This is a genomic window from Enterococcus silesiacus, from assembly GCF_001886225.1.
GTDB lineage: Bacteria > Bacillota > Bacilli > Lactobacillales > Enterococcaceae > Enterococcus_L > Enterococcus_L silesiacus.
Genome location: NZ_JXLC01000017.1, coordinates 23,393 through 49,734, shown reverse-complemented (window position 1 = coordinate 49,734; position 26,342 = coordinate 23,393). Strand labels below are relative to the sequence as shown.

Annotated in this window: 26 protein-coding genes and 2 tRNA genes; 23 read left to right on the top strand and 5 right to left on the bottom strand. The window is 37.3% G+C overall.

The window, feature by feature from the left end; all coding sequences use genetic code 11:
- The first annotated feature begins 1 nt into the window (after window position 1).
- From RV15_RS11950 to RV15_RS11900, 11 genes are all read left to right on the top strand, one after another.
- Complete coding sequence (locus RV15_RS11950) at window positions 2–970, top strand: branched-chain amino acid ABC transporter permease (RefSeq protein WP_071878308.1); 969 nt, start codon at window positions 2–4, stop codon at window positions 968–970.
- Entirely contained in the window at window positions 951–1,727 is a 777-nt protein-coding gene (locus RV15_RS11945) for an ABC transporter ATP-binding protein (RefSeq protein WP_071878273.1), read from the top strand. The genes RV15_RS11950 and RV15_RS11945 overlap by 20 nt, the downstream gene beginning before the upstream one ends.
- Window positions 1,727–2,428, top strand: coding sequence for an ABC transporter ATP-binding protein (locus RV15_RS11940; protein ID WP_071878272.1), 702 nt, complete (start codon window positions 1,727–1,729; stop codon window positions 2,426–2,428). The genes RV15_RS11945 and RV15_RS11940 overlap by 1 nt, the downstream gene beginning before the upstream one ends.
- A 4-nt stretch (window positions 2,429–2,432) precedes the next feature.
- A complete protein-coding gene (locus tag RV15_RS11935; RefSeq protein WP_071878271.1) occupies window positions 2,433–3,089 on the top strand; it encodes a CBS domain-containing protein in 657 nt (218 codons plus the stop codon).
- Between the two features lie 229 nt (window positions 3,090–3,318).
- Window positions 3,319–3,897: a hypothetical protein gene (locus tag RV15_RS11930; RefSeq protein WP_071878270.1), complete on the top strand. Its 579-nt coding sequence runs from the start codon at window positions 3,319–3,321 to the stop codon at window positions 3,895–3,897.
- Window position 3,898: 1 nt separating this feature from the next.
- Entirely contained in the window at window positions 3,899–4,669 is a 771-nt protein-coding gene (locus RV15_RS11925) for a class D sortase (RefSeq protein ID WP_071878269.1), read from the top strand.
- Window positions 4,670–4,687: 18 nt separating this feature from the next.
- Window positions 4,688–5,542, top strand: coding sequence for a hypothetical protein (locus tag RV15_RS11920; RefSeq protein WP_071878268.1), 855 nt, complete (start codon window positions 4,688–4,690; stop codon window positions 5,540–5,542).
- A 158-nt stretch (window positions 5,543–5,700) separates the two neighbouring features.
- Window positions 5,701–5,934 carry a DUF2969 domain-containing protein gene (locus RV15_RS11915; protein ID WP_010760759.1) on the top strand — a complete coding sequence of 78 codons (234 nt, stop codon included), beginning with the start codon at window positions 5,701–5,703 and terminating at the stop codon, window positions 5,932–5,934.
- A gap of 91 nt (window positions 5,935–6,025) precedes the next feature.
- Window positions 6,026–6,106: transfer RNA gene (locus tag RV15_RS11910), tRNA-Tyr, on the top strand.
- Between the two features lie 10 nt (window positions 6,107–6,116).
- Window positions 6,117–6,188 (top strand) — tRNA-Gln (locus RV15_RS11905).
- A 123-nt stretch (window positions 6,189–6,311) separates the two neighbouring features.
- A complete protein-coding gene (locus RV15_RS11900) occupies window positions 6,312–6,497 on the top strand; it encodes a hypothetical protein (protein WP_071878267.1) in 186 nt (61 codons plus the stop codon).
- A 75-nt stretch (window positions 6,498–6,572) separates the two neighbouring features.
- Here RV15_RS11900 and RV15_RS11895 read toward each other — a convergent pair whose 3' ends face one another.
- Window positions 6,573–7,181, bottom strand: coding sequence for a TetR/AcrR family transcriptional regulator (locus RV15_RS11895; RefSeq protein ID WP_071878266.1), 609 nt, complete (start codon window positions 7,179–7,181; stop codon window positions 6,573–6,575).
- A 192-nt stretch (window positions 7,182–7,373) separates the two neighbouring features.
- Between RV15_RS11895 and RV15_RS11890 the strand changes: the two genes are divergently transcribed.
- Together RV15_RS11890 and RV15_RS11885 are read left to right on the top strand one after the other, a co-directional pair.
- Entirely contained in the window at window positions 7,374–11,621 is a 4,248-nt protein-coding gene (locus RV15_RS11890) for a 2-hydroxyacyl-CoA dehydratase (RefSeq protein ID WP_071878265.1), read from the top strand.
- Window positions 11,622–11,966: 345 nt separating this feature from the next.
- Window positions 11,967–12,674, top strand: a complete 708-nt coding sequence (locus RV15_RS11885) for a GntR family transcriptional regulator (RefSeq protein ID WP_071878264.1) — start codon at window positions 11,967–11,969, stop codon at window positions 12,672–12,674.
- Between the two features lie 63 nt (window positions 12,675–12,737).
- Here RV15_RS11885 and RV15_RS11880 read toward each other — a convergent pair whose 3' ends face one another.
- The 4 genes from RV15_RS11880 to RV15_RS11865 form a co-directional block, all read right to left on the bottom strand.
- Complete coding sequence (locus tag RV15_RS11880) at window positions 12,738–13,244, bottom strand: QueT transporter family protein (RefSeq protein ID WP_071878263.1); 507 nt, start codon at window positions 13,242–13,244, stop codon at window positions 12,738–12,740.
- Between the two features lie 168 nt (window positions 13,245–13,412).
- On the bottom strand, window positions 13,413–14,177 hold the full coding sequence (locus RV15_RS11875; protein ID WP_071878262.1) for a 3-oxoacyl-ACP reductase: 765 nt from the start codon (window positions 14,175–14,177) through the stop codon (window positions 13,413–13,415).
- 76 nt (window positions 14,178–14,253) lie between these two features.
- A complete protein-coding gene (locus RV15_RS11870; RefSeq protein WP_071878261.1) occupies window positions 14,254–14,490 on the bottom strand; it encodes a DUF2829 domain-containing protein in 237 nt (78 codons plus the stop codon).
- Window positions 14,480–15,139, bottom strand: a complete 660-nt coding sequence (locus RV15_RS11865) for a YigZ family protein (RefSeq protein WP_071878260.1) — start codon at window positions 15,137–15,139, stop codon at window positions 14,480–14,482. The genes RV15_RS11870 and RV15_RS11865 overlap by 11 nt, the downstream gene beginning before the upstream one ends.
- Window positions 15,140–15,333: 194 nt before the next feature.
- On the opposite strand from RV15_RS11865, the gene RV15_RS11860 reads away from it, so the two are divergent.
- From RV15_RS11860 to cls, 10 genes are all read left to right on the top strand, one after another.
- Window positions 15,334–15,621, top strand: a complete 288-nt coding sequence (locus tag RV15_RS11860) for a DUF7662 domain-containing protein (protein WP_071878259.1) — start codon at window positions 15,334–15,336, stop codon at window positions 15,619–15,621.
- A gap of 123 nt (window positions 15,622–15,744) precedes the next feature.
- Window positions 15,745–16,071, top strand: a complete 327-nt coding sequence (locus tag RV15_RS11855; RefSeq protein ID WP_071878258.1) for a PTS sugar transporter subunit IIB — start codon at window positions 15,745–15,747, stop codon at window positions 16,069–16,071.
- Between the two features lie 175 nt (window positions 16,072–16,246).
- Complete coding sequence (locus RV15_RS11850; protein WP_071878257.1) at window positions 16,247–17,575, top strand: ATP-dependent helicase ComFA; 1,329 nt, start codon at window positions 16,247–16,249, stop codon at window positions 17,573–17,575.
- Window positions 17,565–18,251, top strand: a complete 687-nt coding sequence (locus RV15_RS11845; protein WP_071878256.1) for a ComF family protein — start codon at window positions 17,565–17,567, stop codon at window positions 18,249–18,251. Before RV15_RS11850 ends, RV15_RS11845 begins: the two co-directional genes overlap by 11 nt.
- A 137-nt stretch (window positions 18,252–18,388) precedes the next feature.
- Window positions 18,389–18,940, top strand: a complete 552-nt coding sequence (gene hpf, locus RV15_RS11840) for a ribosome hibernation-promoting factor, HPF/YfiA family (RefSeq protein WP_025869219.1) — start codon at window positions 18,389–18,391, stop codon at window positions 18,938–18,940.
- Window positions 18,941–19,273: 333 nt separating this feature from the next.
- On the top strand, window positions 19,274–21,805 hold the full coding sequence (secA, locus tag RV15_RS11835; RefSeq protein ID WP_071878255.1) for a preprotein translocase subunit SecA: 2,532 nt from the start codon (window positions 19,274–19,276) through the stop codon (window positions 21,803–21,805).
- Between the two features lie 80 nt (window positions 21,806–21,885).
- Window positions 21,886–22,987 (top strand): peptide chain release factor 2 gene (gene prfB, locus RV15_RS11830; protein WP_217265822.1). Its coding sequence is split into 2 segments (ribosomal slippage): window positions 21,886–21,957 and window positions 21,959–22,987, totalling 1,101 coding nucleotides; the frame shifts between segments, so codons are not numbered across the junction.
- A 107-nt stretch (window positions 22,988–23,094) separates the two neighbouring features.
- Window positions 23,095–23,781 carry a cell division ATP-binding protein FtsE gene (gene ftsE, locus RV15_RS11825; protein ID WP_071878253.1) on the top strand — a complete coding sequence of 229 codons (687 nt, stop codon included), beginning with the start codon at window positions 23,095–23,097 and terminating at the stop codon, window positions 23,779–23,781.
- On the top strand, window positions 23,774–24,658 hold the full coding sequence (gene ftsX / locus RV15_RS11820) for a permease-like cell division protein FtsX (RefSeq protein ID WP_071878252.1): 885 nt from the start codon (window positions 23,774–23,776) through the stop codon (window positions 24,656–24,658). The genes ftsE and ftsX overlap by 8 nt, the downstream gene beginning before the upstream one ends.
- Window positions 24,659–24,761: 103 nt before the next feature.
- A complete protein-coding gene (cls, locus tag RV15_RS11815) occupies window positions 24,762–26,210 on the top strand; it encodes a cardiolipin synthase (RefSeq protein WP_071878251.1) in 1,449 nt (482 codons plus the stop codon).
- Window positions 26,211–26,342: the final 132 nt, after the last annotated feature.

The following is a 26,342-nucleotide window of genomic DNA, read 5'->3' as shown; positions in this document are numbered from 1 at the left end:
CATGAAAAAGAATTTAAAATATAACCTTGTTTGGCTTTTAATTGCTGCGTTAGCTTATGCTTTTATTTATGTATTATATGTTACAGGCGTGATCACACCGTTTACTGAATATACACTGATTACGATCGGAATCAATATTATGTTGGCCTTGGGCTTGAATTTGATTATCGGTTTTTCGGGTCAATTTTCACTTGGTCATGCAGGGTTTATGGCAATCGGTGCGTATAGTGCAGCGATCATGACCGTTAAGTATCCAACAATGGGTGGTTTTTTCAGTGGGATTCTACTAGGAATCGTTTTATCAGGTCTTGTGGCTTTGCTAGTAGGTATTCCAACCTTGCGGCTAAAAGGGGATTACTTGGCGATTGCAACGTTAGGGATTTCTGAAATCATTCGGATCATTATTATCAATATGAAAGATATAACCAATGGACCTGCTGGAATCTTTGGTATTCCACCGATGGTCAGTTGGCCGATGGTTTTTGGTTTTGTAGTGATTGTTACTTTAATCATTGTGAATTTTATCCACAGTGGTCCAGGGCGCGCGACGATGGCGATAAGAGAAGACGAGATCGCAGCGGAATCAATGGGGGTCAACACGACAAAATATAAAGTTGTAGCCTTCATTATAGGTGCTGTGACAGCAAGTGTTGCGGGTGCTATTTATTCAAGCTATGTTCAAACGATTGCACCGAAAGATTTTGGCTTTATGAAATCGATCGATATATTGATTATTGTGGTCTTTGGTGGAATTGGAAGTGTTACGGGAACCTTTATTTCAGCGATTGTGCTGGGAATTTTAAATATGTTTTTACAAGATGCTGGTGCACTTAGAATGATCATTTATGCATTAGCTCTGATCATTATCATGATTTTCAAACCAGGCGGCCTTTTAGGCACATGGGAATTTTCAGTAAAGAAATTATTCAAGAAAAAGGAGGACAAATCAAATGCCTCTATTGAACGTTAGTAATTTAACCAAAAACTTTGGTGGACTTGCCGCTGTTTCAAATGTCAATCTGTCCTTAGAAACCAATGAACTTATTGGTTTGATTGGACCCAATGGTGCGGGGAAGACGACTTTATTTAATCTTTTAACAGGCGTTTATGAGCCGAGTGAAGGAACCGTCACACTAGATATTCTAGGCAAAGAACATGTATTAAATGGCATGAAACCATATAAAATTGCAGATATGGGCTTAAGCAGAACTTTTCAAAATATCCGTTTATTCAAGGATTTGTCTGTGTTGGATAATGTGTTGATTGCAATGAATAGTAAAAATAAAGAAGGCATCCTTTCCAGTATTTTACGTTTACCGACGTTTTATAAAAAAGAGGAAGAGATGGAAAAGAAAGTATTGGAGCTGTTGGCCATTTTTGGTTTGGAAAATAAGGTTCAGACCTTAGCCAAAAATTTGCCTTATGGGGAACAAAGACGTTTAGAAATCGTACGTGCCTTAGCGACTCAACCAAAGGTGTTATTTCTAGACGAACCGGCAGCAGGGATGAATCCACAGGAAACGGCTGATTTAACTGAACTGATCAGAAAAATCCAAAAGGAATTCCAAATTACAATTGTCTTGATCGAACATGATATGAGTTTGGTTATGGAGGTTTGTCAAAGAATTTATGTATTAGAGTACGGTAGAATCATTGCTGAAGGAAAGCCAGAAGCAATCAAAAACGATCCTCGTGTGATCGAAGCTTATCTTGGAGGTGAACTATAATGCTGACAATTGAAAATTTATCTGTTCATTATGGTGTGATTCAAGCTGTACGAGATGTTAGTTTTAATGTAGAACAAGGAGAAATTGTCTCGTTGATCGGTGCTAATGGTGCTGGGAAAACAACGATTTTAAGAACAATTTCTGGCTTAAATCGACCATCGAATGGTACGATTACGTTTGAAGGACAACAAATTCAAAAAATGGTGCCGCAAAAGATCGTGGCATCAGGCTTGTGTCAAGTGCCAGAAGGCCGCCATGTTTTTTCAGGTTTAACAGTTCAGGAAAACCTAGAAATGGGTGCGTTTTTGAGAAAAGACGGAGATCTGAAGCAGGATTATCAAATGATTTTTGAGCGTTTTCCGATTTTGAAAGAACGAAAAAATCAAGATGCGTCTACTTTATCTGGTGGGGAACAGCAAATGTTAGCAATGGGAAGAGCACTGATGTCTAAGCCTCGTTTACTATTGTTAGACGAACCGTCCATGGGATTAGCTCCGATTTTTATTCAAGAAATTTTTAATATTATAAAAGAAATCAATAAACAAGGAACAACTGTTTTATTGATTGAGCAAAATGCAAAAATGGCTTTATCGATTGCAGATCGAGGGTATGTTTTGGAGACCGGGGAAGTTGTTTTAAGTGGACCAGGAAAAGAATTACTGGAAAGTGAAGAAGTGAAAAAAGCGTATTTAGGAGGCTAGTAGCATGAGTGTAAGTGATTTTATGACAAAAAATCTAGTTGTTGCACAACCGGAAATGAAAATTTTTGACGCCGTTGATTTGATGAAAAAAAATAATATCCATCGTTTACCAGTGGTCAAAGGAGAAAAACTCATAGGATTGATCACAGAAGGAACGATTCAATCGGCAATGCCGTCAAAAGCAACTAGTTTGAGCGTCTATGAAGTGAATTATTTGCTAAACAAGACGACAGTAGCAGATATAATGGTAAAAGAAGTTCAAACAATCAAGCCAACTGCTTCATTAGAAGACGGTATTTTCCAGATGCGTCAAAATAATATTGGTGTCTTACCTGTTGTTGATGCAAATAAAACTTTAATTGGAATTATAACAAATAATGATATTTTCGATGCCTTTTTAAAAATTACTGGTTATAACGCTGGCGGTACTAGAATTCAACTGCGCATACCCGAAGACCATAAAGGGATTTTGGCTGCTATTACAAAATTATTGGCAGAGAATGATTTTAGTATTTTGACAGTAGTTGTAAACCATAAAGAACTAGAAACGATTATTGAGTTACAGATCGAAAGTCGGGAAACGCTTCAAATTCAAAATATTTTAAAAGATGCAGGTTATGATGTTTTTGAGGCAATATTTATGTCTCCGCAAATTTCATAAAGAAGAATAGTACGAAAAATACACGCATTTTTTTTCTGAAAAAGGGTTTGACTAATATTAGGGCGTATGATAGTTTTATATAGTAAAGTAACTTAATGGAATATTAAAGTGCTGTTTATCTTTAATATTCTTTCCTTATGTCTTCTAAACATTAGAGGGTTGTTGTTGGTATAATTATTACAGATTTTCTGTAATTGATTATAAATATTTAAGAATAGGAGGAATGAAAATGAAAAAAGTTATCGGATTTATTATTGCTTGTGTAGCAACTGTAAGCTTTGCAACAACTGCTTCGGCAGACGGCGCTATTTCAGCTACAGAACAGCCAATCCTTAACGAATTGAATGCTGGTGCAACAATCGGCGGTAAAAAATTCAATTTTGATGCGGCTGAAACGAATGCAGCTTCAAATCACTTGAAACGTGTTGATTTAACACAAGCTCAAGCAGATGAAGCGATTAAAAACATCCAAGCGGCTCGTAGCTTAGTTGAGAGTGTTTCTGTTAATACTACAGGAGTTAACTCACTTGGAAAAGCAATTAGCTTATTGCCAGCAAACGTAATTTCACAAGTACAAAATTACGCAATTGCTGCTGGTAATGCTGTAGGCGTTAAAATCACTTTTGGAGCTCGCGGAAGCTATTCTGCAGTGACAATTACTGATGCTAACGGCGCGCCTGTTTATCAAGCTGGAACTCCAGTGAAAAATACAGGATCAAACTACGCATTAAGCGGTATTACTTTTGGCTCATTGATCGTAGCTGCAGCAGGTGCAGTATTCGTGAGCAGAAAGAACAAATTAGCATAAGATGAAACAACTAAAAAGAGTAGGGGCATTTATTTATGTGCCTCTTCTCTTTATGTGTTTTGGCTATCTTGTTATTTACATAATTGGTGCACCTGTCATTAATTTCGCATCTTCCGCAGTCGAGCTGATCTCACTAAATGACGCTCCGTCTTTTGATCAAAAAGGAACGAATCTCCTTGAAAAGAGATATGAAGACAAAGAGCAGGCTTCATCTGATAAAACAACAGATAAATCGGTTCAAACAAAAACTGATGCGTCTGACAATAAATCAGCAAAAGCAGTCGCTGCCGGTATGAAAGTGACTGAAAAAGGCGAGTTAGCTTCTTCAAGTATGGTCTATCCTGTAGGAGGAGATCAATTTGGAGAGGTAGTGATCGACAAAGTGGGAATTAATGAACCATTATTTTACGGAGATAGTGAAGAAATTTTGCGTTTAGGCGCAGGACAATACATCGGAAGTATGATTCCAGGAGATCTTGGAACGACTTTGATCGGTGGGCATAATCTACCTTCCTTTGGTAAAATTTATTACTTAGAACCTGGGGACGAAGTAGCTATCCGCACTCACTATGGTGATTATACGTACCAAGTGACAGAGGTAAAAATAGCGAACTACAAAGACCCTACAATCAATACCAAATTAGGTGAACGCACTAAAAGATCGCTGATTCTATATACCTGTTACCCATTAGATGCAATTGGTTTAACACCAGAGCGAGTTTTTGTTTCTGCAGATTATGTATCTGGACCAATTATCGATGAGAAGTCATAAGGGAGGAGAATCAGTCAGATGAAAAATCGCAATCATTCAATGAAAGTAATTTCTCGCTTTTTTATTGCTTTTTTGTCTTCAGTTTTTTTGTTTGCATTTTTAATTTTACTGACATTGAGATTAACCCTTTTTAGTGAAAATTATATTACCAAACAAGCAACTAAAGCAGATTACTATTCGCAGTTAACAGAAGAAATCAATCGACAAGTGGAAAATAGCGCTCTAGGAAGTAACATTCCAACCGGGGTCTTAAATCAGTCGATCAGTAAAGACTTAGTTAAGACAGACGTAGATGCGTATTTTAAAGCGATGTACAATACAGGAACAAAGTATTCAATCTCTAATGAAAAAGGCGTTCATGATGCTGTTTCTAAAGCGATTACAAAGTATATGGAAGAAAAAGCAATTCAGACAACACCAGAATCCGTACAGGCTGTAACTGGTCTTTCAGACAATGCCGTAAACATTTATAAGGGCTATATTGAGTTGCCGTTTTTAGTTTCCTATGGACGAAAAGTGATCAATTATAAATCAACGCTAGTTATTTTTATGGGAGTTTGCGGTGTGCTTTGGCTATTGTTAAGCTTTTCTCTCTATTCTTCATTGAGAGGGTATGTTCATCGTTTGTTGCGGTATTGGGCATATATTTGGATTAGCAGCGGCTTGATGATGGCCGTTGTGCCAGCATTCATCTTAATGCAAGGATTTTTGAAAAAGCTAGGAATTCAATCTAAAGCAATGTATGACTTTATACAAACTTATTTATCAAGCTTTTTGTGGTTGTTTATTATGGTTGGGATAATCTCAATCGTAGCAGGTATCATTTTTGGAGTACTTAGCGAAATCAAGAGAAAAAATTTATTTAGCGCTTAATGCTGAAAGAAGTTTTAAGAAATCATAATAAGATCGTCAGCTTGTTTTTAAATAGGCTGACTTTTTTATTGCATACGAAAGTGATGCAAGTAAATAACGTTTAGCACGCTTTCTTTTTTTTACATAACATGATACCATAGAGGCTTGGAGGGATGAAGATGTCAAAAAAAAATAAAGATATAGAAGTAAAAATAGAAGAAGCAGAAAAAAAAGTAAATGGTGAAACAATTACAGTTAGTACCTTGACAATCGGCAAAAAAGAAATTGGTCAAGTTTTAGCACAAGACACAAAAAAATTTGCTGTGGTGATCGATGGGCGCAATGAAGCAACTGTGAAAACGCTTGATGAAGCGATAGAATACATTATTCGCCAATGGAATTTAAACGACTAAAATAAATAACAACTTTTTTTCGAAAAAGGCTTGCTTTTTGTTCAAAAGTTTTGTATTATAACTAAGTCAGGTTTGTTACTAAAAACCTTCTGGAGGAATAGCGAAGTGGCTAAACGCGACGGACTGTAAATCCGTTCCTTAGGGTTCAGTGGTTCGAATCCACTTTCCTCCATTTTGACCATTGGGGTATAGCCAAGCGGTAAGGCAACAGGTTTTGATCCTGTCATGCGTTGGTTCGAATCCAGCTACCCCAGTTTTTTTCTTAGAACAACTCAGATAGAGTTGTTCTTTTTTTGACTAAAAAAATGATAGTAACTTTTGTTCTCTTTTTTTAGAATATGTGATAAAGTGGATGAAAAGCATGAGGAGTGAACCCGATGAATCTTAAAGAGAAAATAACTGAAACAGCTGAAAAAGTGTATGACTTAGCTCGTGAAGGAAAATATGATGTCAACGTGAATCTTTTTTCTAAAAAGAGAAGCAATGAGAAGGCAAAAGGCATTGAAGTTGTAACACTTAGAGATACAGCGCATACTAAAAAGTGGCGCTCTAAGAACCGTTAAAGAGAATGAAGAGCAAATAGCCTGAAACAACGTCCTTTATATGTTGTTTCAGGCTATTTTGTTTACTGGAGGGTATTACTTGTCGATTTCAAGTCCTAAGACTGTCAGGTGTCCATTTCCGACGAGTTTAATGACAAGTCTAGCTAAATGATTGGGAGCCATGTCAGTGTCACTTGTGATCCACCAGTGCAGGGTTCCAATAAAAATTGAGGTCATGTACTCAATAATAAAATCAATAGGCACCTCGATATCATTTTCAGTAATTTTTAGTTTGGAGAAAATATCCGCATATTTCTCATAAATAATATCTGCCAGCTTTTTCCGTAATAATTCATTTGAACTGCCATCCATGATCGTCAGAAAGAAGTTTTTATTTTGTTGAATATTGATATAAATATGCGTAAGCAGAAACTCGATTTGTTTGACTTTGATTCGATTGCTGACGATGATTTGTTCAGTATCAATAATAGAGGTGAAGGCATTGATCGCAAAATCGAAAATTTGTTCATAGAGGTCTTGTTTGTCCTTGAAATGAGCATAGAAAGTCGCACGATTGATCATCGCTTCATCGGCAATGTCTTGAATCGTTATACCATCGTACCCTTTTTCGTTGACTAAGTGAAAGAAAGCTTCGATAATCATTTTGTGTGTTCGTTTTACCCGTAGGTCCGTTTTCTTCGACATATAAATTTCCTTTCGAAATAATCAACAGATTTAAAAAGTTTGTTGCTTATCTCACAAATTTGAGTGATTTGCCTGTTGCAATTACATTAGAATCTTTCTAAAATATACATAAGTATTATATCAGACACCTTGTAGGATAATCAACAAAGTGTTGTGAAATAAAAGGGTATGAACTATAAGGAGATAAAAGTTATGACAATAAGAGCCGGAATCGATGTTGGATCAACAACTGTGAAATTAGTAATTATTGACGAAGAAAAGCATACAAAATTTGCAAAATATGAACGACATTACTCAGATGTAAAAGCAGCGACTGAAAAAGTGTTGAATGAAGCAATGAATGAATTAGGTGAAAAAACACCGATTACAATGACGATCACAGGCTCAGGCGGAATGGGATTGGCAGATGTGTTGAATATTTCATTTGTTCAAGAAGTCATTGCCTGTACAAAAACAGTAGAAGAGATCATACCTGAAACAGATGTAGCGATTGAATTGGGCGGAGAAGACGCAAAGATTACTTTTTTTGAAGGTGCATTAGAACAACGGATGAACGGGAGTTGTGCTGGAGGAACTGGGGCTTTTATCGATCAAATGGCAGTCTTATTAAAAACAGATGCAAATGGTGTCAATGAATTAGCTAAAAACTATCAGACGATTTATCCAATTGCTTCTCGATGCGGCGTTTTTGCCAAAACAGATGTGCAGCCATTGATCAATGAAGGCGCAGCTAAAGAGGATATTGCGGCGAGTATTTTTCAGGCGGTTGTCAACCAAACGATTGCAGGTCTTGCTGCCGGTCGTAAAATCAGAGGGAAAATTGCCTTTTTAGGTGGACCGCTTTTCTTTATGTCAGAACTTAGAAAACGATTCATTGAAACTTTAGATGTAAAGCCGGAAGATGTGATTTTTCCAGAGAATCCACAACTATTTGTCGCAATGGGGGCAGCCATTTATTCTGAAGGTGCTAACCCAACAACGCTAGAGGAATTAATCCATCGCTTGACTAATGGGGATCAAGAGCAATTAAAACCAACCGATACATTAGAGCCGCTGTTTCAAGATGACACACAATTAAAAGAATTTAGAGCGCGTCATAATCAAGCTAAAGCGCAAGAAAAGCTATTATCTGAACATCATGGCGTTGCCTTTTTAGGGATTGATGCAGGGTCGACGACGACTAAAGTCACGCTAATTGATGAAGATGGCAATCTGCTGTTTTCGTTTTATGGAAATAATCAAGGACAGCCTTTAGAAACCACAATGACAGTTCTAAAAGACTTATACCAACAATTACCAAAAGATGTTTTCATTGGAAAGTCAGCAGTTACAGGATATGGTGAACATTTAATCAAAAATGCTTTGAAAGTTGATATTGGTGAAGTTGAAACAATGGCACATTATAAAGCGGCCAATCATTTTCAACCCGGTGTTGATTTTATTTTAGATATCGGTGGTCAAGATATGAAAGCTATGACGATCAAAGACGGTGTCTTGTCTTCAATCCAACTAAATGAAGCTTGTTCATCAGGCTGCGGTTCTTTTATTGAGACATTTGCCAAATCGTTGAATTTTGATGTAAAAGACTTTGCCATTGAGGCCTTAAGTTCTAAAGCACCAGTTGATTTGGGTTCTCGTTGTACGGTCTTTATGAATTCAAAAGTAAAACAAGTACAAAAAGAAGGGGCATCCGTTGGAGATATCTCTGCTGGTTTGTCTTATTCTGTGATCAAAAATGCGATATACAAAGTAATCAAAGTACGACGCCCAGAAGAATTGGGAAAGAAAATTGTTTGCCAAGGTGGGACATTCTATAATGAAGCAGTATTACGTGCTTTTGAAATGATCAGTGAACGTGAAGTTGTCCGTCCTTCGATCGCAGGACTAATGGGTGCGTATGGTGCAGCATTGATTGCATTAGAGAATTATGAATTGGGTCAAGAAACAACGATTCTTGGACTTGATGAGCTGGATACCTTTACAGCGGATAAGGAATTTACCCATTGTGGTTTATGTGAAAATAACTGCATGATGACGGTGACGATTTTTTCTGATGGCCGCCAATTTATCACAGGAAATCGCTGTGAGCGTGGGACTAGAATTAAAGTAAAGAAAGAAGATCGTAAAGTCAATTTGGTTGATTATAAATACCGAAAATTATTTAAATATCGTCCATTGAAAGAAAAAGATGCGGTTCATGGCAGAATCGGCATTCCTCGTGTTTTGAATATGTATGAAAATTATCCATTATGGCATACTTTCTTCACGGATCTAGGGTTCCGAGTCGAGTTATCACCACGCTCAAATAAAGAGTTATATGAACAAGGCATGGAAACTATTCCAAGTGATACAGCCTGTTATCCTGCTAAAATCTCTCACGGGCATATTCAAGCATTAATCGATTCAAAAGTCCCAATGATTTTTTATCCGGGTGTTGTTTTTGAACGTCAAGAGTCAGCAGAAGCGGATAATCATTTTAATTGTCCAATCGTTCAAAGTTATCCTGATGTGATTCGCAATAATGTAGATGATATTCGTGATGGAAAAGTCGATTACCGCAACCCGTACATTAATTTAGCAAATGAAGCATCTGTGGCGAAAGTCTTAAGTGAAACCTTTGCTGATTTAGGTATTTCAGCGGAACAAGTGACTCAAGCTTTGCGACATGGGTATGAAGAATTAGATGCTTTCAAAGAAGATGTCCGCAACAAAGGGGAAGAAACGTTAGTGATGCTGAATCAAAAAGGGGAAAAAGGAATCGTTTTATCTGGACGTCCGTATCATTTAGATCCTGAGATCAACCACGGAATCGCTGACGTAATCACGCAAGAAGGGTTCCATGTGTTGACTGAAGATTGTGTTTCTCATTTAAGTGATGTAGGTAATTTACGGGTCGTCAATCAATGGGTCTATCATTCGCGGCTATATGCAGCGGCTCGTGTTGTAGCTAAATCAAAAAATCTTGAGCTTGTGCAGTTGAATTCATTTGGCTGCGGGCTAGATGCGGTCACGACTGACCAAGTGGAAGAAATCATGGATCAATATGGCAAAATCTATACTGTTTTAAAGATTGATGAAGGATCTAATTTAGGGGCAATCAGGATTCGATTACGTTCATTAAAAGCCGCTGTCGGTGAACGGGAAAAAATGGATTTTCAACCAAAACTACAACATGAAGAACCAGAGAAAATCATTTTTACGAAAGAAATGAAAAAAACGCATACGTTATTATTACCAATGCTTAGTCCAATCCATCAATCTGGATTAGTAGATGTTGCATTACAAGCGTCTGGGTATAATGTTGTATGCTTGCCGGCAGATGACCGTGAAGCAGTTAATGTTGGGTTGAAATATGTCAATAATGATGCGTGTTATCCTGCTATTATTTCAATCGGCCAATTAGTTGAAGCCCTAGAAAGCGGAGAATATGATCTAGAACATGTCAGTGTGATGATGACACAAACAGGTGGCGGCTGCCGTGCAACAAACTATATTCCGCTGCTTAGAAAAGCCTTGAATGATGCGGGCTTCCCACAAGTTCCTGTGGTTTCAGTTTCAATGGGGAATAAAGGGGTCGAATCGAATCCAGGATTTAAGTTTACACTGCCAATGCTAAAACGGGTCGCCGTAGCCTTTTTATATGGAGATTTATTTGAACGAGTGGTTTATCGAACCCGTCCGTACGAAACAGAAACGGGTATGATCGATGCACTCCACGCTAAATGGTTAAAACAAATCGAGAAAAATGTTCGAAACGGTTCATTGAGCTTGTTTAACCGCAACATGAAAAAAATCATCAAAGAATTTGATGAGGTTCCACTTCATCAAATCAAGAAACCTAAAGTTGGAGTTGTTGGCGAAATTCTAGTGAAATATTCACCAACCGCGAATAATGATATCGTTCGTCTATTGGAGGCAGAAGGGGCAGAAGCTGTTGTTCCAGATATTGTCGGATTCATGAATTACTCTCTTTATAATCAAATTTGGAAATACGACAACATGGGGATGTCTAAACAAAGCAAAAACTTAGCTCAATTTGCAATTCGCATCATCGAATATGTTGAAAAACCGATGGATAAAGCCTTAAGAAATTCTAAACGCTTTGAAGGTCTAAGCTCAATCCATGAATTGGCCGAAGATGCAGGGAAAATTCTTTCAATTGGCAATCATACGGGTGAAGGTTGGTTCTTGACCGGTGAAATGATTGAGTTGTTGAAATCGGATGTAAACAATATTGTTTGTATGCAGCCGTTTGGTTGTTTGCCAAATCATGTCGTTGGGAAAGGTGTGACGAAAGAGTTGCGACGTCAATATCCTAAAGCAAATATCGCGCCGATTGATTATGACCCAGGCGTTTCATTAGTGAACCAACTGAATCGCATTCGTTTGATGATGGCGACAGCGAATAAAATGTTGGAAGAAGAAAAGATACGTTCTTAAAATGAATAACTAATCGAACAAAATACTTGCACAGTTAAAATCAAAAAGTATTTCCGCCGTTGATTCAGATTATAATTGAGTGACTAGGACATAATGCATCAAGTTATGTCTTAGTTTTTTTGTACCATAGGAGAATAAATATGAATTTATTTATTTCTTTTTGTTAGACGGTTGGTATATAATAAGGTGAAGTAATGGAAAAGTTGTCTAAACAACATCCTAAACTTGACTTGTAGCATACCAAATTGTTTTACAAAACGTTTCCTTGGCTAGATTTTCGAACTTTTGGTTGTTTATGAGGTATATACCAGTTATAATGGAAGTGAATAAAAAGGAGGAAGTAAGATGGTGTCAAGTTTACCAGTTTATATTCAAATACACGATAAGATTAAAGATGACATTGAACATGGTGTTTGGAAGATTGGAGACAGACTTCCATCAGAGCGTGAGCTGGCGACTCAGTTTAGTGTGAGCCGAATGACGTTAAGACAGGCGATCCAGACACTTGCTGATGAGGGGATTTTAGAACGTAAGATCGGTTCAGGCACTTATGTTGCCCGTAAAAAAGTGCAGGAAAAAATGACGGGAACAACGAGCTTTACTGATATTATGCTTTCGCAAAATCGAGTGCCGTCTAGCCGCACCGTCTCCTACTATGTAGCTAAACCAAGTTCTAGTGAAATGGAAAAGCTAAATCTGAAAGAAAATGAACAGATCGTCCGGATGGAGCGGGTTCGTTTTGCAGATGATCTGCCGATTTGCTTTGAGGTTGCCAGCGTTCCCTATTCTCTAGTCGATCAATATAGTAAAGCTGAGATTACCAATTCTTTTTATAAGACTTTAGAAACAAAAGGCGGCAATAAAATTGGACACGCTAACCAAACAATTTCAGCGATGTTGGCATCAGAGCAAATCGCTGATTATTTAAAAATCAAACGAGGAGATGCAATTCTTCGCTTGCGCCAAATTTCATATTTTGAAAATGGCACACCGTTTGAATATGTTAGAACCCAATATGTAGGCAACCGCTTTGAATTTTATTTAGAAAAATAAACGACAATGAACGTGTCTCAACGCTCTCATTCAGAGTAGCAGAACACGTTCATTGTTATTTTTTTATTTTGTTAAATCAATTTTCTGATTGATCCAATACACCAAAATACCACCAACTGACATCGACAACAACTCCCCGATAGCGACAGTTAGCCATGTATAGAAAAATGGCATATGATAAAAATAAGTCAATTGACCAGCTACTGTAAACATTGATAGTGAACAAATAATGGCTGTTAAACTCATTTTTTTGATTGGACTTTTAAACCGCTTGGTGACTGAGTACGATAAAAGTAAAACGACAAACGTCGACAAACTGCCGATAACAACATCGACTAAACCTAAGGGGGATGCAAAATTTGAGATAGCCACACCGAAAGTCACAGCGATGATGTACCGTTTATTGAATAATGGCAAATAATTGAACAACTCAGAGAGCCTGAATTGAACAGCACCGAAACCAATTGGCGCTAAAAAGATCGTAACCACGACATAAAGTGCTGTGATCATAGCCATTTTTGTTAAGCTAATGACAGACCAGGCTGTGGTCTGCGTGTTTGGATTATTCATATGTGTTCTCCTTTGTAAAACAGATTTTCTGTTTTAGTAATAACTATGACCAAAGGAAGTGACAGAACAAGACTGCCAGCTGAAGTGTCATAGTGTGAATCGCTTCACTGCTTGTATGTTACCGAATGTTCGCTTGGTTGTAAAGTAAAGTGTGAAGTCATAACTAGATTATTTCTCTAACCAACCACCATCGATCGTCATCACAGTTCCATGAATGTAGTCTGCCTGCTGGCTGGCTAAAAAGAGAGTCAAAGCTGCAACTTCTTCAGGTTTTGCCCAGCGACCAGCGGGTGTTTCGTTTGCGACCCAAGCAGCCATTTTTCCATCGCCAGCAAAATCAGCAGCATTCATTGGTGTTTGGATCGCTCCAGGAGCAATCGCATTTGCTCGGATCCCTTGTTTGATGTAGTCGTAATCTAATTGTTTGGTATAACCGATGATCGCATGTTTTGACGCGGTGTAAGCCGCGCCGCCACCGCCAGCTACCATACCAGCAATTGACGCCATATTGATGACGACTCCATGTTTTTGCTGCAGCATTTGAGGTAAAATCTGATTGGTGACCAAAAAAGTTCCTTTTAAATTAACAGATAGAACATCATCCCACAGTGCCTCTGTGGTTTCCAAGGTCGGTGTGTAATTATCCAAGATACCAGCAGTATTAAGTAAAATATGTATGGGGCCAAATGATTTATTTGCTTCTTCTAAGGCAGAGCTGATTTCGTTTTTTTTCGTAATGTCTCCGGTATAAGCTAGAAATTTTCCAGGTGAGGCAGTTGTTTTAGCAAATGTTTGAGCTAAGCCTATTGCATCGAGATCCATTCCAAAGACATTGGCGCCTTGGTCGACAAAAGCAAGTACTTGTGCCTGACCTATACCAGAAGCCGCTCCTGTTACGAAAATTGTTTTTCCTTGGTACTCAGTAAATTGCATAATAGTTCCTCTTTTCCTAATAAATAGAAAAAGCTAGACCGACTTATTTCAAGTGCCCTAGCTTCTTTTTGTCTTCTTAATCCGTGCTGACGATTTTCCAGTCTTCAGCCAGTACGTCACAGGGGGTTGGTGAAAACATACTATAGCCTTCATCAGATGTTTTAATCAAAAAATAAGGTGTAACTGGGAGAAAGGTTCCGTCAGAGGTACCGATTTCATCTCTAAGTTCAATATACAATTCAAAACCGCTCCAACCTGTTCTTACAGCCTTAGCCCCTTTTTTTATCAGCGGTAATACTTCTTCAAATGTCATTTGTGTGCTCCTTTTTAATAATTGGTTGTTCATGATAAGAACAGTCACCTTCTTTGAAGGCGACTTGTCCGTTCAACTGTTCGGTGACCTCTGCCATAAATTGCTCAGCATTTGGTTCATCTACAAGACAAATTATTTCCACTTGTTCGCCATAAATCGTGTCTTGTAATGTGTATGGCTTGTGTTCCATAAAATGTTGTAAGGTGCCTAAATTTGGATAATTAATTGTTAAGCGGATTTCCTGTTGCAGTTTTCCTTCAACTAATCCGATTTTTGCTAATGCATGAGAGACTGCATGGCTATAAGCTCGGATCAAGCCGCCAGAACCTAATTTTGTGCCGCCAAAATAACGAGTGACGACTGCTACGACGTTGATCAGTTCTTGTTTCTTCAAAACTTCCAACATTGGTATACCAGCTGTGCCGCTAGGTTCGCCATCATCACTGCTGCGCTGGATATCACTTTTTTCACCGATCACAAAGGCAGTGCAATTATGATTAGCTTTCCAATGTTCTTTTTTCTTTTGTGCAATAAAGGCTTTGGCTTCTTCTTCCGAATAAACACGCTTGAGCGCACAAATAAAGCGTGATTTTTTGATTTCGATTTCACTTTCTCCGTCAGAACGAATGGTAAAATAACTTTCAAGCATTTCCTCATTCCTTTTCTACATACTGTTTTAAGTATAAAAAAAATCAGGATGAGAAGCAACCATTCTCTTTAAAAAGATCAGTGAGTGCATTTGCTTCTTGGAAAATATATGAGATAATGATTAAAAGAATGAATAGCTTTTAGCAAAAATCAATTTCTTTCAGGTAGTGTTGATCTAACAAAGGAGTGAGAAATTTGGCAAAAGAGCGTCAAAAGAAATATGATAGCGTTACCCATTATTTAACAGCCAATGGGGGTTCACAAGTAACTCTAACGTTTACTCAGTTTGACGAGTTGCTTTTTCCACATTCCGGACTGCCTAAAACAGCGCGAACCGATGTTGACTGGTGGGCGAATGATCATAAACATCCAGAAAAAGGTGCTTATGGGTGGCTTAACGCAAGCTATCAAGTGGTTCAAGTAAACCTTGAAAAAGAATATGTCGTTTTTAACAAACTACTTAAATCTAATTGGCTATTTTGAACGATTGACAGATGATAGCTAAAAGCAGGAAGCGTTGACAAAAAACAGTTTTTTACTATACTTAAGATTAAAGAGATATAGAACATGATTTGATTGTACCAATTGGAAAAGGAGATGGATGAAATGGCTAAAAAAACAATTATGCTTGTATGTTCAGCTGGAATGAGTACAAGTTTACTCGTAACAAAAATGCAAAAGGCTGCTGATGCAAAAGGTTTAGACACCGATATATTCGCAGTATCTGCTTCAGATGCGGATAACAATTTAGAAAGCAAACCTGTAGACGTATTATTATTAGGCCCCCAAGTTCGTTTTATGAAAGGCGACTTTGAAAAACGCTTAGCGCCAAAAGGAATTCCTCTAGAAGTAATCAACATGGCAGATTATGGCATGATGAACGGGGAAAAAGTTTTACAACAAGCGTTAAATTTGATTGGTAATGATGAATAAATAAAATTGAAATAAGTGAGAAAAAACGGACTAAGTTTTTCTCACTTATTTTTGTTGCCCCTAATAGACTCAATTAATCAGCTGGAAAAGCGGATTAGTTGAGTTTTTTTCGTCAAAAACTCTGAATAAAAAATAGTTAGCAGAAAATGCGTAGTTTTATTATGGAGGGGAAATAATGCAAGAATTATGGGGAAGGAAAGTTTTAAAAAAAGAGATCAATGACAATAAATCGATTATTGCCGACAGCCAAAAACTACCAACAATGGATATGCTAAATGAAAAGGAAATACAATGCTTACGATGCGGTCAAATTCAAAGAAAAGTATTGGTTCAATTGAGTAATGGTTATTATTTTTGTCCGGAGTGTATTCAATTAGGTAGGGTGGATACCAGTCAGGAATTTTATCACTTACCAGAGCCAACGCCAATACAAAGGACAGTCCATTTTGCTTGGAAAGGCGCATTGACACAAGGGCAGCAAGCAGTATCAGATGAGTTATTAGCTTCTGTAAAAAAAGGTGAATCTAGGATGATTTGGGCTGTTACAGGTGCAGGAAAGACGGAGATGCTGTTTAAAACGATCCATTATTGTTTGGAGTGCGGTTATCGCGTTGGCGTAGCTTCGCCTAGGGTAGATGTTTGTTTAGAGCTTTTTCCTAGAATACAGGCCGTTTTTCCAGATGAGCCAGCTATCTTGCTTCATGGAAAGATGGACGAAGGGTATCGTTATACTAAATTACTAATATGTACCACACATCAACTATTACGTTTTTTTCAGGCGTTTGATGTATTGATCATTGATGAAGTGGACGCATTTCCTTTTGTGGACAATCCATTATTGCAGTATGCCGTAAAAAAAGCGATCAAAAACAAGAGCTCACTTATTTATCTGACTGCGACACCCACTGAAACGTCAACTAAAAGAAATCGACAAAATAACGTGCAGATCAGTATTTTACCTGCACGTTATCATCGAAGGGCCTTACCCGTTCCGAAAACAAAATGGTGTCATCACTGGCGTGAAAAAATTAAAAAAGGCCGCAGTCCCAAACAACTTGTGGCTAAAATCCGTACATTGATGAACAAGAATGACGTATTGATTTTTTGCCCTAGCATTGCTTTGATGGAGCAATTAAAAAATGCTATTGAAAAAAAATTTCCTAAAGTACCGTTGGCTTGTGTTCATTCGCAAGATTCAGAACGACTAGAAAAAGTACTAGGCATGAGAAATAAAGAATATAGGATTTTGATAACTTCTACTATCTTGGAACGGGGTGTGACTTTTGACGGTGTATCAGTAATTGTTTTAGGTGCAAACCATCCTGTTTTTGCCACTTCAGCTCTTGTTCAAATTGCTGGAAGAGTCGATCGAAGAATGGACTATACTGCAGGCGAAGTTTGGTTTTTACATGATGGCTGTACCAGAGCAATGAGAGAGGCAATCAAACAAATCAAAAAGATGAATAGGTTAGGGCGAGAAAGGGGCTTGATTGATGAAATGTAATTATTGCAGGCAAATGGTCACTAGAAATTTAACGATGAAAGAAATTTTTTTGCCTAAAAAAATCATGTCGGAGCAATTGTGCTCACAATGTGTTGTAAAATTTCAATTATTAGGCAAAAAAGAGAACTGTCGTGGTTGTCAGCGGCAGACTAAAAAGGCTTATTGTGAGGATTGTTTGAAGTGGCAACGGTGTTATCCAGGCTATGACTTTCATCACGAAGCAATATTTTCATACAATCAAGCGATGCAAGAATGGTTTGAAGAATATAAATTTAAAGGCAATTATCGTCTTCGCTATAGTTTTGCTTCATTTTTACAGCCTTACTTTAAGCAAAAGAAAAATTTTTTAGTGATCCCAATGCCAATATCAGCAAAACGTATGGAAACACGGGGATTTAATCAGGTTGAAGGAATACTAGATGCTGCGAACATTTCCTATCAGCCGTACCTTGTCCGGTTTGCAGACGGTGTTTCCCAAGTCCAAAAAACAAGAAAAGAGCGATTAACTTTGCAACAACCCTTTAAACTTACAAAAGAAGGTAGCAAAGTAGTTGAAAATAAAGACATACTTTTAGTTGATGATATTTATACAACTGGGCGGACGATTTTTCATGCAGCGCAAGTTATTTTAGAAAAACAGCCTACAAAACTGTATACGTTTTCTCTCGCAAGATAACAGAGAAATTAAAATAAAAAAACGATCGCAATTTTGTTGGCAAAAGCAGGATAATTCGTTATAATAGAATTAAGAAGAAGGATAACAGAGTGGTCCTTTTATTCCTTCTTTAGTGGCAGATGAAAGGGGTAATCGTTATGTTTAGATATAATGTGCGTGGAGAAAACATCGAAGTTACTGAAGCTATCCGTGACTACGTAGAGAAAAAAGTAGGCAAATTAGAGCGTTATTTCAGTGATTCACCTGAAGCAACAGTACATGTGAACTTAAAAGTCTACACTGAAAAAACAGCAAAAGTTGAGGTTACAATTCCTCTACCTTATTTAGTTTTACGAGCTGAAGAAACATCACCTGATTTATATGCAAGTGTTGATTTAGTTGTAGATAAATTAGAACGACAAATCCGTAAATTTAAAACAAAAATTAACCGTAAATCTCGTGAAACAGGGATGAATACTGCTAAAGCAGCTATTTTCTTAAATGGTGAAGAAACACCAGAAGAAACGCCAGAATTAGACATCGTTCGTACTAAACGTCTTTCATTAAAACCAATGGATAGTGAAGAAGCTGTTTTACAAATGAACATGTTAGGACATAACTTTTTTATCTTTGAAGATTCAGAAACAAACGGAACAAGTATTGTTTACCGTCGTAAAGACGGCAAATATGGCTTGATCGAAACAGACTAAATTGAACAAGTGAGGTAAAATAATTTTGATTCAATAAAATTATTCTAAAAATAGCTAGAAAATCAAAATAAAAGCCATTTTTAGAAAAATTATTATCAAGAGTTATTTTCTTTCGAATAATCGATTTTTAAGAGACTGAAGCAGGACGGCACACGTTTTGCCGCAGTCTCTTTCCTTATTGCCCCTGTATAATACATAAAAAATGAACTAATATATTATTAATATTAAGAGAAGTTATTTCCTTTCTTACCAACTAGTGATAAAATGGAAAGGATGATTGTGCATTTAGTGCAAAAAATAAATTAGAGTTTACTGAAAGGAACACTTAAAAACATGGCGAATTTTTTAAAAAAGATAATTGAAAATGATAAAAAGGAACTGAAGCGCTTGGATGGTATTGCCAAACAAGTAGATACTCATGCTTCAGCGATTGCTGCATTAAGCGATGAAGAATTAAGAGCAAAGACAGACGAGTTCAAAGCTCGCTATCAAAAAGGAGAAACACTAGATCAACTATTACCAGAAGCTTTTGCGGTTGTCCGTGAAGCAGCAAAACGTGTCTTAGGATTATACCCATATCACGTTCAGTTAATGGGTGGTATCGTCTTACATGATGGGAACATTCCTGAAATGAGAACGGGTGAAGGGAAAACGTTGACTGCTACAATGCCAGTTTATTTAAATGCGTTGACTGGCGAAGGTGTTCACGTTGTGACAGTGAATGAATATTTAGCAACTCGTGACTCGGATGAAATGGGTGAGTTATACAACTTCTTAGGTTTAACAGTCGGTTTAAATATCAACTCAAAATCATCTGAAGAAAAACGGGATGCTTATAATTGCGATATTACCTACAGTACAAATAACGAATTAGGGTTCGATTATTTACGTGATAATATGGTTGTTTACCGTAACCAAATGGTACAACGTCCGTTGAACTATGCCATTGTGGATGAGGTCGATTCAATCTTAATCGATGAAGCTCGGACACCGTTGATTATTTCAGGTCAAGCTGAAAAATCAACAGCACTTTACACGCGCACAGATAATTTTGTTAAGCGTCTAAAAGAAGAAGAAGACTATAAAATCGATGTTCAATCGAAAACAATTAGTTTAACAGAAGCTGGAATTGAAAAAGCAGAAGAAAACTTTGGTTTAGAAAATCTTTACGACATTGAAAATACAGCGTTAACACATCATATGGATCAAGCGTTGCGTGCAAACTTCATCATGCTTCGTGACATTGATTACGTGGTACAAGAAGGTAAAGTCTTGATTGTTGACCAATTTACTGGTCGAATCATGGATGGACGTCGTTATTCTGATGGCCTCCACCAAGCAATCGAAGCCAAAGAAGGCGTAGAGATCGAAGATGAAACGAAGACAATGGCGACAATCACATTCCAAAACTATTTCCGTATGTATAAGAAATTATCTGGGATGACAGGGACTGCTAAGACAGAGGAAGAAGAGTTTCGTGAAATTTACAACATTCAAGTCTTCCAAATTCCGACAAACCGTCCAATCGTTCGTGATGACCGTGCAGATTTACTGTACCCAACATTACAAAGTAAATTTAAAGCTGTTGTCCAAGATATCAAAGAACGTTATCATAACGGTCAACCTGTTTTAGTCGGAACGGTTGCAGTTGAAACATCTGAATTGTTATCAGAACTACTTAACAAAGAAAAAGTACCTCATGAAGTGTTGAATGCGAAAAACCACTTTAAAGAAGCAGAAATTATTATGAATGCAGGTCAAAAAGGGGCAGTAACAATTGCTACCAATATGGCTGGTCGTGGTACAGATATCAAACTTGGGCTTGGTGTTGTTGAACTTGGAGGTTTAGCGGTTATTGGTACTGAACGTCATGAATCTCGTCGTATCGATAATCAATTACGTGGACGTGCTGGACGTCAAGGAGATCCAGGGGTTTCTCAATTCTATCTATCACTAGAAGATGACTTGATGAAACGTTTTGGCTCAGATCGAATCAAAGCATTCTTGGATCGTATGAATGTTGAAGAATCAGATGCAGTAATCCAAAGTAAAATGTTCAGTAAACAAGTTGAATCTGCTCAAAAACGTGTTGAAGGTAACAACTACGATACACGTAAAAATGTCCTACAATATGATGATGTAATGCGTGAGCAACGCGAAGTTATTTATGCGCAACGTCAAGAAGTCATCATGGAAGAAAATGATTTAACTGAAGTATTATTGAATATGGTGAAACGGACAATCACGCGTGTTGTAGAAAGTCATACCCAATTAGAAAAAGAAAATTGGAACTTAGATGGCATTGTTGATTTTGCTGCGTCAACTTTAGTTCATGAAGATTCTATTACTAAAGCAGATATTGAGACTAAATCGCCAGAAGAAATCAAAGCATATTTAGTAACACGTGCCCAAGAAGTCTATGATACAAAGGTAGAGCAATTAAATGGAGCAGAGCAAATTCTTGAATTCCAAAAAGTTGTTATTTTACGTGTTGTAGATACAAAATGGACCGATCATATTGATGCGATGGATCAATTACGTCAATCAGTCGGTTTGCGTGCTTATGGTCAAAACAATCCATTAGTTGAATATCAAACAGAAGGTTACAATATGTTTGAAGAAATGATTGGAGCAATTGAATATGAAGTTACTCGCTTATTCATGAAATCAGAAATTCGTCAAAATGTTCAACGGGAACAAGTAGCACAAGGTGAGGCTGTTCATTCATCAGATGAAGAAGAGCCACAAAGCAATACAAGTGCTAAGAAGAAACCAATCCATGTTGACGAGAAAATTGGCCGCAATGATCCTTGTCCATGCGGCAGCGGCAAGAAATACAAAAATTGCCACGGTAAAGGTCTGTAACAATCGATGAAGGTGAGGCGTTCGCCTCGCCTTCATTTGTTTGCGTAATAAAGTATTGAAAGTGAAAGGAAGAAAATATCATGGAAAATGCTGAAATCCGTACTATTTTAGATGAAATGAATCAATCAATTACAAGCTTCAGGGGGTCTCTTTGACTTAGATCAATTAGAAGAAGACATAGCGGAAGCTGAAAATAGAATGGCAGAGCCCGGTTTTTGGGATAATTCAGAAACAGCACAGCAGTTGATCAATGAAACCAATGCTTATAAAGAAAAATACCAACAGTTTCATCAATTTGCTGATGAACTGGAAGAATTGGAAATCATGAGTGAAATGCAGCAAGAAGAATATGATCCAGACACTCAAATAGAATTGGAAGAACGTTTACTTGCTCTAAAGGAAAAATTAAGTATTTATGAGCTTTCCTTACTCTTAAACGAGCCTTATGACAAAAATAATGTTATCATGGAACTTCATCCAGGAGCTGGTGGCACGGAATCACAAGATTGGGGCAGTATGTTGCTTCGAATGTATACCCGTTGGGCTGAAAGTCATGGGTTTCAAGTAGAAACATTAGATTACCAATCAGGAGACGAAGCAGGAATAAAAAGTGTGACTCTTTTAATTAAGGGATATAATGCCTATGGTTATTTGAAATCTGAAAAAGGGGTTCACCGTTTAGTGCGAATTTCACCATTTGATTCTGCCAAACGTCGCCACACTTCTTTTTGCTCGGTTGATATTATGCCTGAACTGGATGAAAATGTTGAGATCGATATCAATACTGATGATTTAAAAGTCGACACCTATCGTGCTAGTGGAGCTGGTGGACAGCATATCAATAAAACCGAATCAGCTGTGCGGATCACTCATATCCCAACAGGAACTGTTGTTGCCAGTCAAGCGCAACGTTCACAATTAAAAAACCGTGAGCAAGCGATGGGCATGCTAAAAGCCAAACTTTACCAATTAGAAATGGATAAAAAAGCACAAGAAGCAGCTTCGTTGCGTGGAGAACAGCTAGAGATCGGTTGGGGCTCACAAATTCGTTCGTATGTTTTCCACCCCTATTCAATGGTCAAAGACCATCGTACCAATTATGAAACTGGAAATGTACAGGCAGTAATGGATGGAGACCTGGATGGTTTCATTGATGCTTACTTGAAACAAAAATTAAATTGATCAATTCACAGAAATGAAACAAAATTGTAAACTGTTGAAAGAGCCTTGAAACAAAGTCATGTTATAATGATTGATAGTCTAGAAAACAGAGATGGAGAGAATACGCCATGATTGAAATGAAAGATGTAATGAAGAAATATTCGAATGGTACAACTGCTATCCGAAATATTTCAGTAGAAATAAAACCAGGTGAATTCGTTTATGTTGTTGGCCCTTCCGGAGCCGGAAAATCAACATTCATTAAATTGATGTACCGTGAAGAAAAAGCAACAAAAGGACGTTTAAAAGTTGCCAGTCATGATTTAATGAAAATAAAAAATGCAGAAGTACCTTATCTTAGAAGAGAAATCGGCATTGTTTTTCAGGATTATAAATTATTGACGAAGAAGACTGTCTATGAAAATGTTGCTTATGCGATGCAAGTTGTTGGACGTAAACCGAGAGATATCAAGAAAAGAGTAATGGAAGTTCTTGATCTTGTTGGTTTAAAACATAAAGTTCGAGTGTTCCCAAGTGAATTATCTGGTGGTGAACAACAACGTGTGTCAATCGCGCGCGCAATCGTAAATACACCCAAAGTGCTAATTGCCGATGAACCAACAGGAAATCTTGACCCAGAAAACTCATGGGAAATCATGAAATTGTTAGATCGGATCAACGCACAAGGAACGACCGTTGTGATGGCAACACATAACAGCACGATTGTAAATACGATCCGTCATCGCGTAATCGCCATTGAAAATGGCCGAATTATTCGAGACCAAGCGGAAGGAGACTATGGCTACGATGATTAGAACGTTCTTTTCTCACGTCCTAGAAAGTATCAAAAGTTTAAAACGTAATGGGTGGATGACAATCGCTTCTGCTAGTGCCGTTACGATTACTTTAGTCCTTGTTGGGATTTTTATGGCAGTTATTTTCAATGCAACAAAATTAGCAAAAGATATTGAAGAGAACGTAACAGTTTCAGTTTTCGTTGATATTGGTACAACACCAGATGAAATGCAAAAATTAGAAAAAGACCTAAATAAAATCAAAGATGTAGAGACAATTTCTTACTCAAATAAAGACCAACAATTAAAGAAAATCCAAAAACAAATGGGTGAGGCTTGGAATTTATTTGAAGGAGACAGCAATCCGCTTTACGATGTCTACTTAGTAAGTGCTAAAGATCCAGCAGATACAAAGAAAATTTCCGAAAAAGCAGCTAAACTTCCAAATGTGTTTAAAGCAGATTATGGTGGTGTTTCTTCAGATAAAATCTTCAGTCTTGCTGGAAAAGTTAGAACATGGGGATTGGGTGCAGCGTTATTGCTATTGTTTGTCGCAGTGTTCTTGATTTCCAATACGATTCGTATTACCATTCTTTCACGTCAAAGAGAAATCCAAATCATGCGTTTGGTTGGTGCAAAAAATGGATATATTCGTTGGCCGTTCTTTATAGAAGGTGCTTGGATTGGTCTATTAGGCTCTATCATTCCAATTCTTTTATTAACGTTCGGGTATCAACAGTTTTATAATATATTCAACCGTCAATTGTTACAATCAAATTATTCATTGCTAAAACCAGAATCGTTTGTTTGGCAATTGGATCTATTGATGGTCGTGATTGGTATGACTATCGGATCTTTAGGTTCAATTATATCAATGCGTCGTTTCTTAAAAATTTAGCAAGCTTAAGCAGACATTTTTGTCTGCTTTTTCTTTACTTATTTTCATAAGTTCGTTATGCTTTAATGGGGATAAGTGAGATGTGTGTGATTGGGGTGAATAAATGAAATTTTTATATGATAATTTATTTGTTATTATTTTTATTGCTAATATGCTATTATCATTAATTATCGTTTTTAGGGAACGAAAACAAACAGCTCAGACATGGTCATGGTTACTTGTACTGATGTTTATTCCAGTCTTAGGCTTTGTGCTCTATATATTTTTAGGTCGAGGAATTTCTAAAGATAAGATCTTTGATATGAAGATGCAGGCAAAAATCGGGATGAATGCCGAAATAGAATCAGAGAAACAATCATTATTAAGAGGTCTTTTTCCGCATCCACCAACAGGTGATGTAGATCCTAAACAGCTGATTTACATGCTGACTATTTTTGAGAGTTCATTATATACAACGAATAATGAGATTCGTTTATATACAGATGGAAGAGAGAAGTTTGATGGCTTGATCGAAGATATTCGCCAAGCAGTTGATCATGTTCATATGGAGTATTACATTTATCGCGGAGATACCTTAGGTAAAGAAATTCGTCAGGAGCTAATTGAAGCGGTAAAAAGAGGGGTCAAAGTCCGATTGCTTTTAGATGCTTGGGGTTCAACGCAAGTAAATATGAAATTTTTTGAAGCGTTAAAGAAAAACGGCGGGGAAATTGCTTTTTTCTTCCCACTATTTGTTCCATATTTAAACCCAAGAATCAATTATCGTAATCACCGAAAAATAGTGGTGATCGATGGTAAAGTTGGTTATACAGGGGGTTTTAATGTTGGCAATGAATACCTAGGTGAAGTTGAAAAATTTGGATATTGGCGTGATAATCATCTACGAATCCATGGTGAAGCCGTTTATAGTTTGCAAAATCGTTTTTTGATGGATTGGAATTCACAACATCGAAAAGAACTTAGCTACGATGCAGCGTATTTTCCGCCGATTAATTCTGATGGGAAAAAAGCGATTCAAGTTGTGACCAGTGGTCCTGATTCAGAACTTGAACAAATTAAGATGACCTATTTAAAAATGATTTCAATAGCAAAGAAAGAAATCTTGATTCAAACACCATACTATATACCAGATGCTTCAATTCATGAAGCGCTGAAATTAGCACTACTATCGGGCGTCAAAGTGCGTATGCAAATACCCAATAAACCCGATCATATGTTGGTTTACTGGGCAACCTATTCCTTTTCGGCTGAACTATTGGAATATGGTGCGATTATTGAGACCTACGAACATGGATTTATCCATGCGAAGACAATGATTATTGATGGAGGAATTGTTTCTGTCGGGTCAGCGAATATCGATGTGCGTTCTTTCCGACTTGATTTTGAAGTGAACACAATTATTTATGATCAAGAATTTTCGAGAGAAGTACGTGATGCTTTTTACGAAGATTCTAAAGTATCTGAACTTTTGACAGAAGAAATATACCGCGATCGTGGTGTACTCATTAAATTAAAAGAAGGCTTAGCTCGCCTAATTTCGCCATTGCTATAAACTTGTGTAAAAGTGGTTGAAACAGAAGTGTTTAACTCTTATTTCCGAAAGAGTTGCTTCTGCTCTCACCGTTTATCCAGATTCCATGTGGCTGGGATGTGACTCGCAGAGTTGTGTCCCAGCCACTTTTTA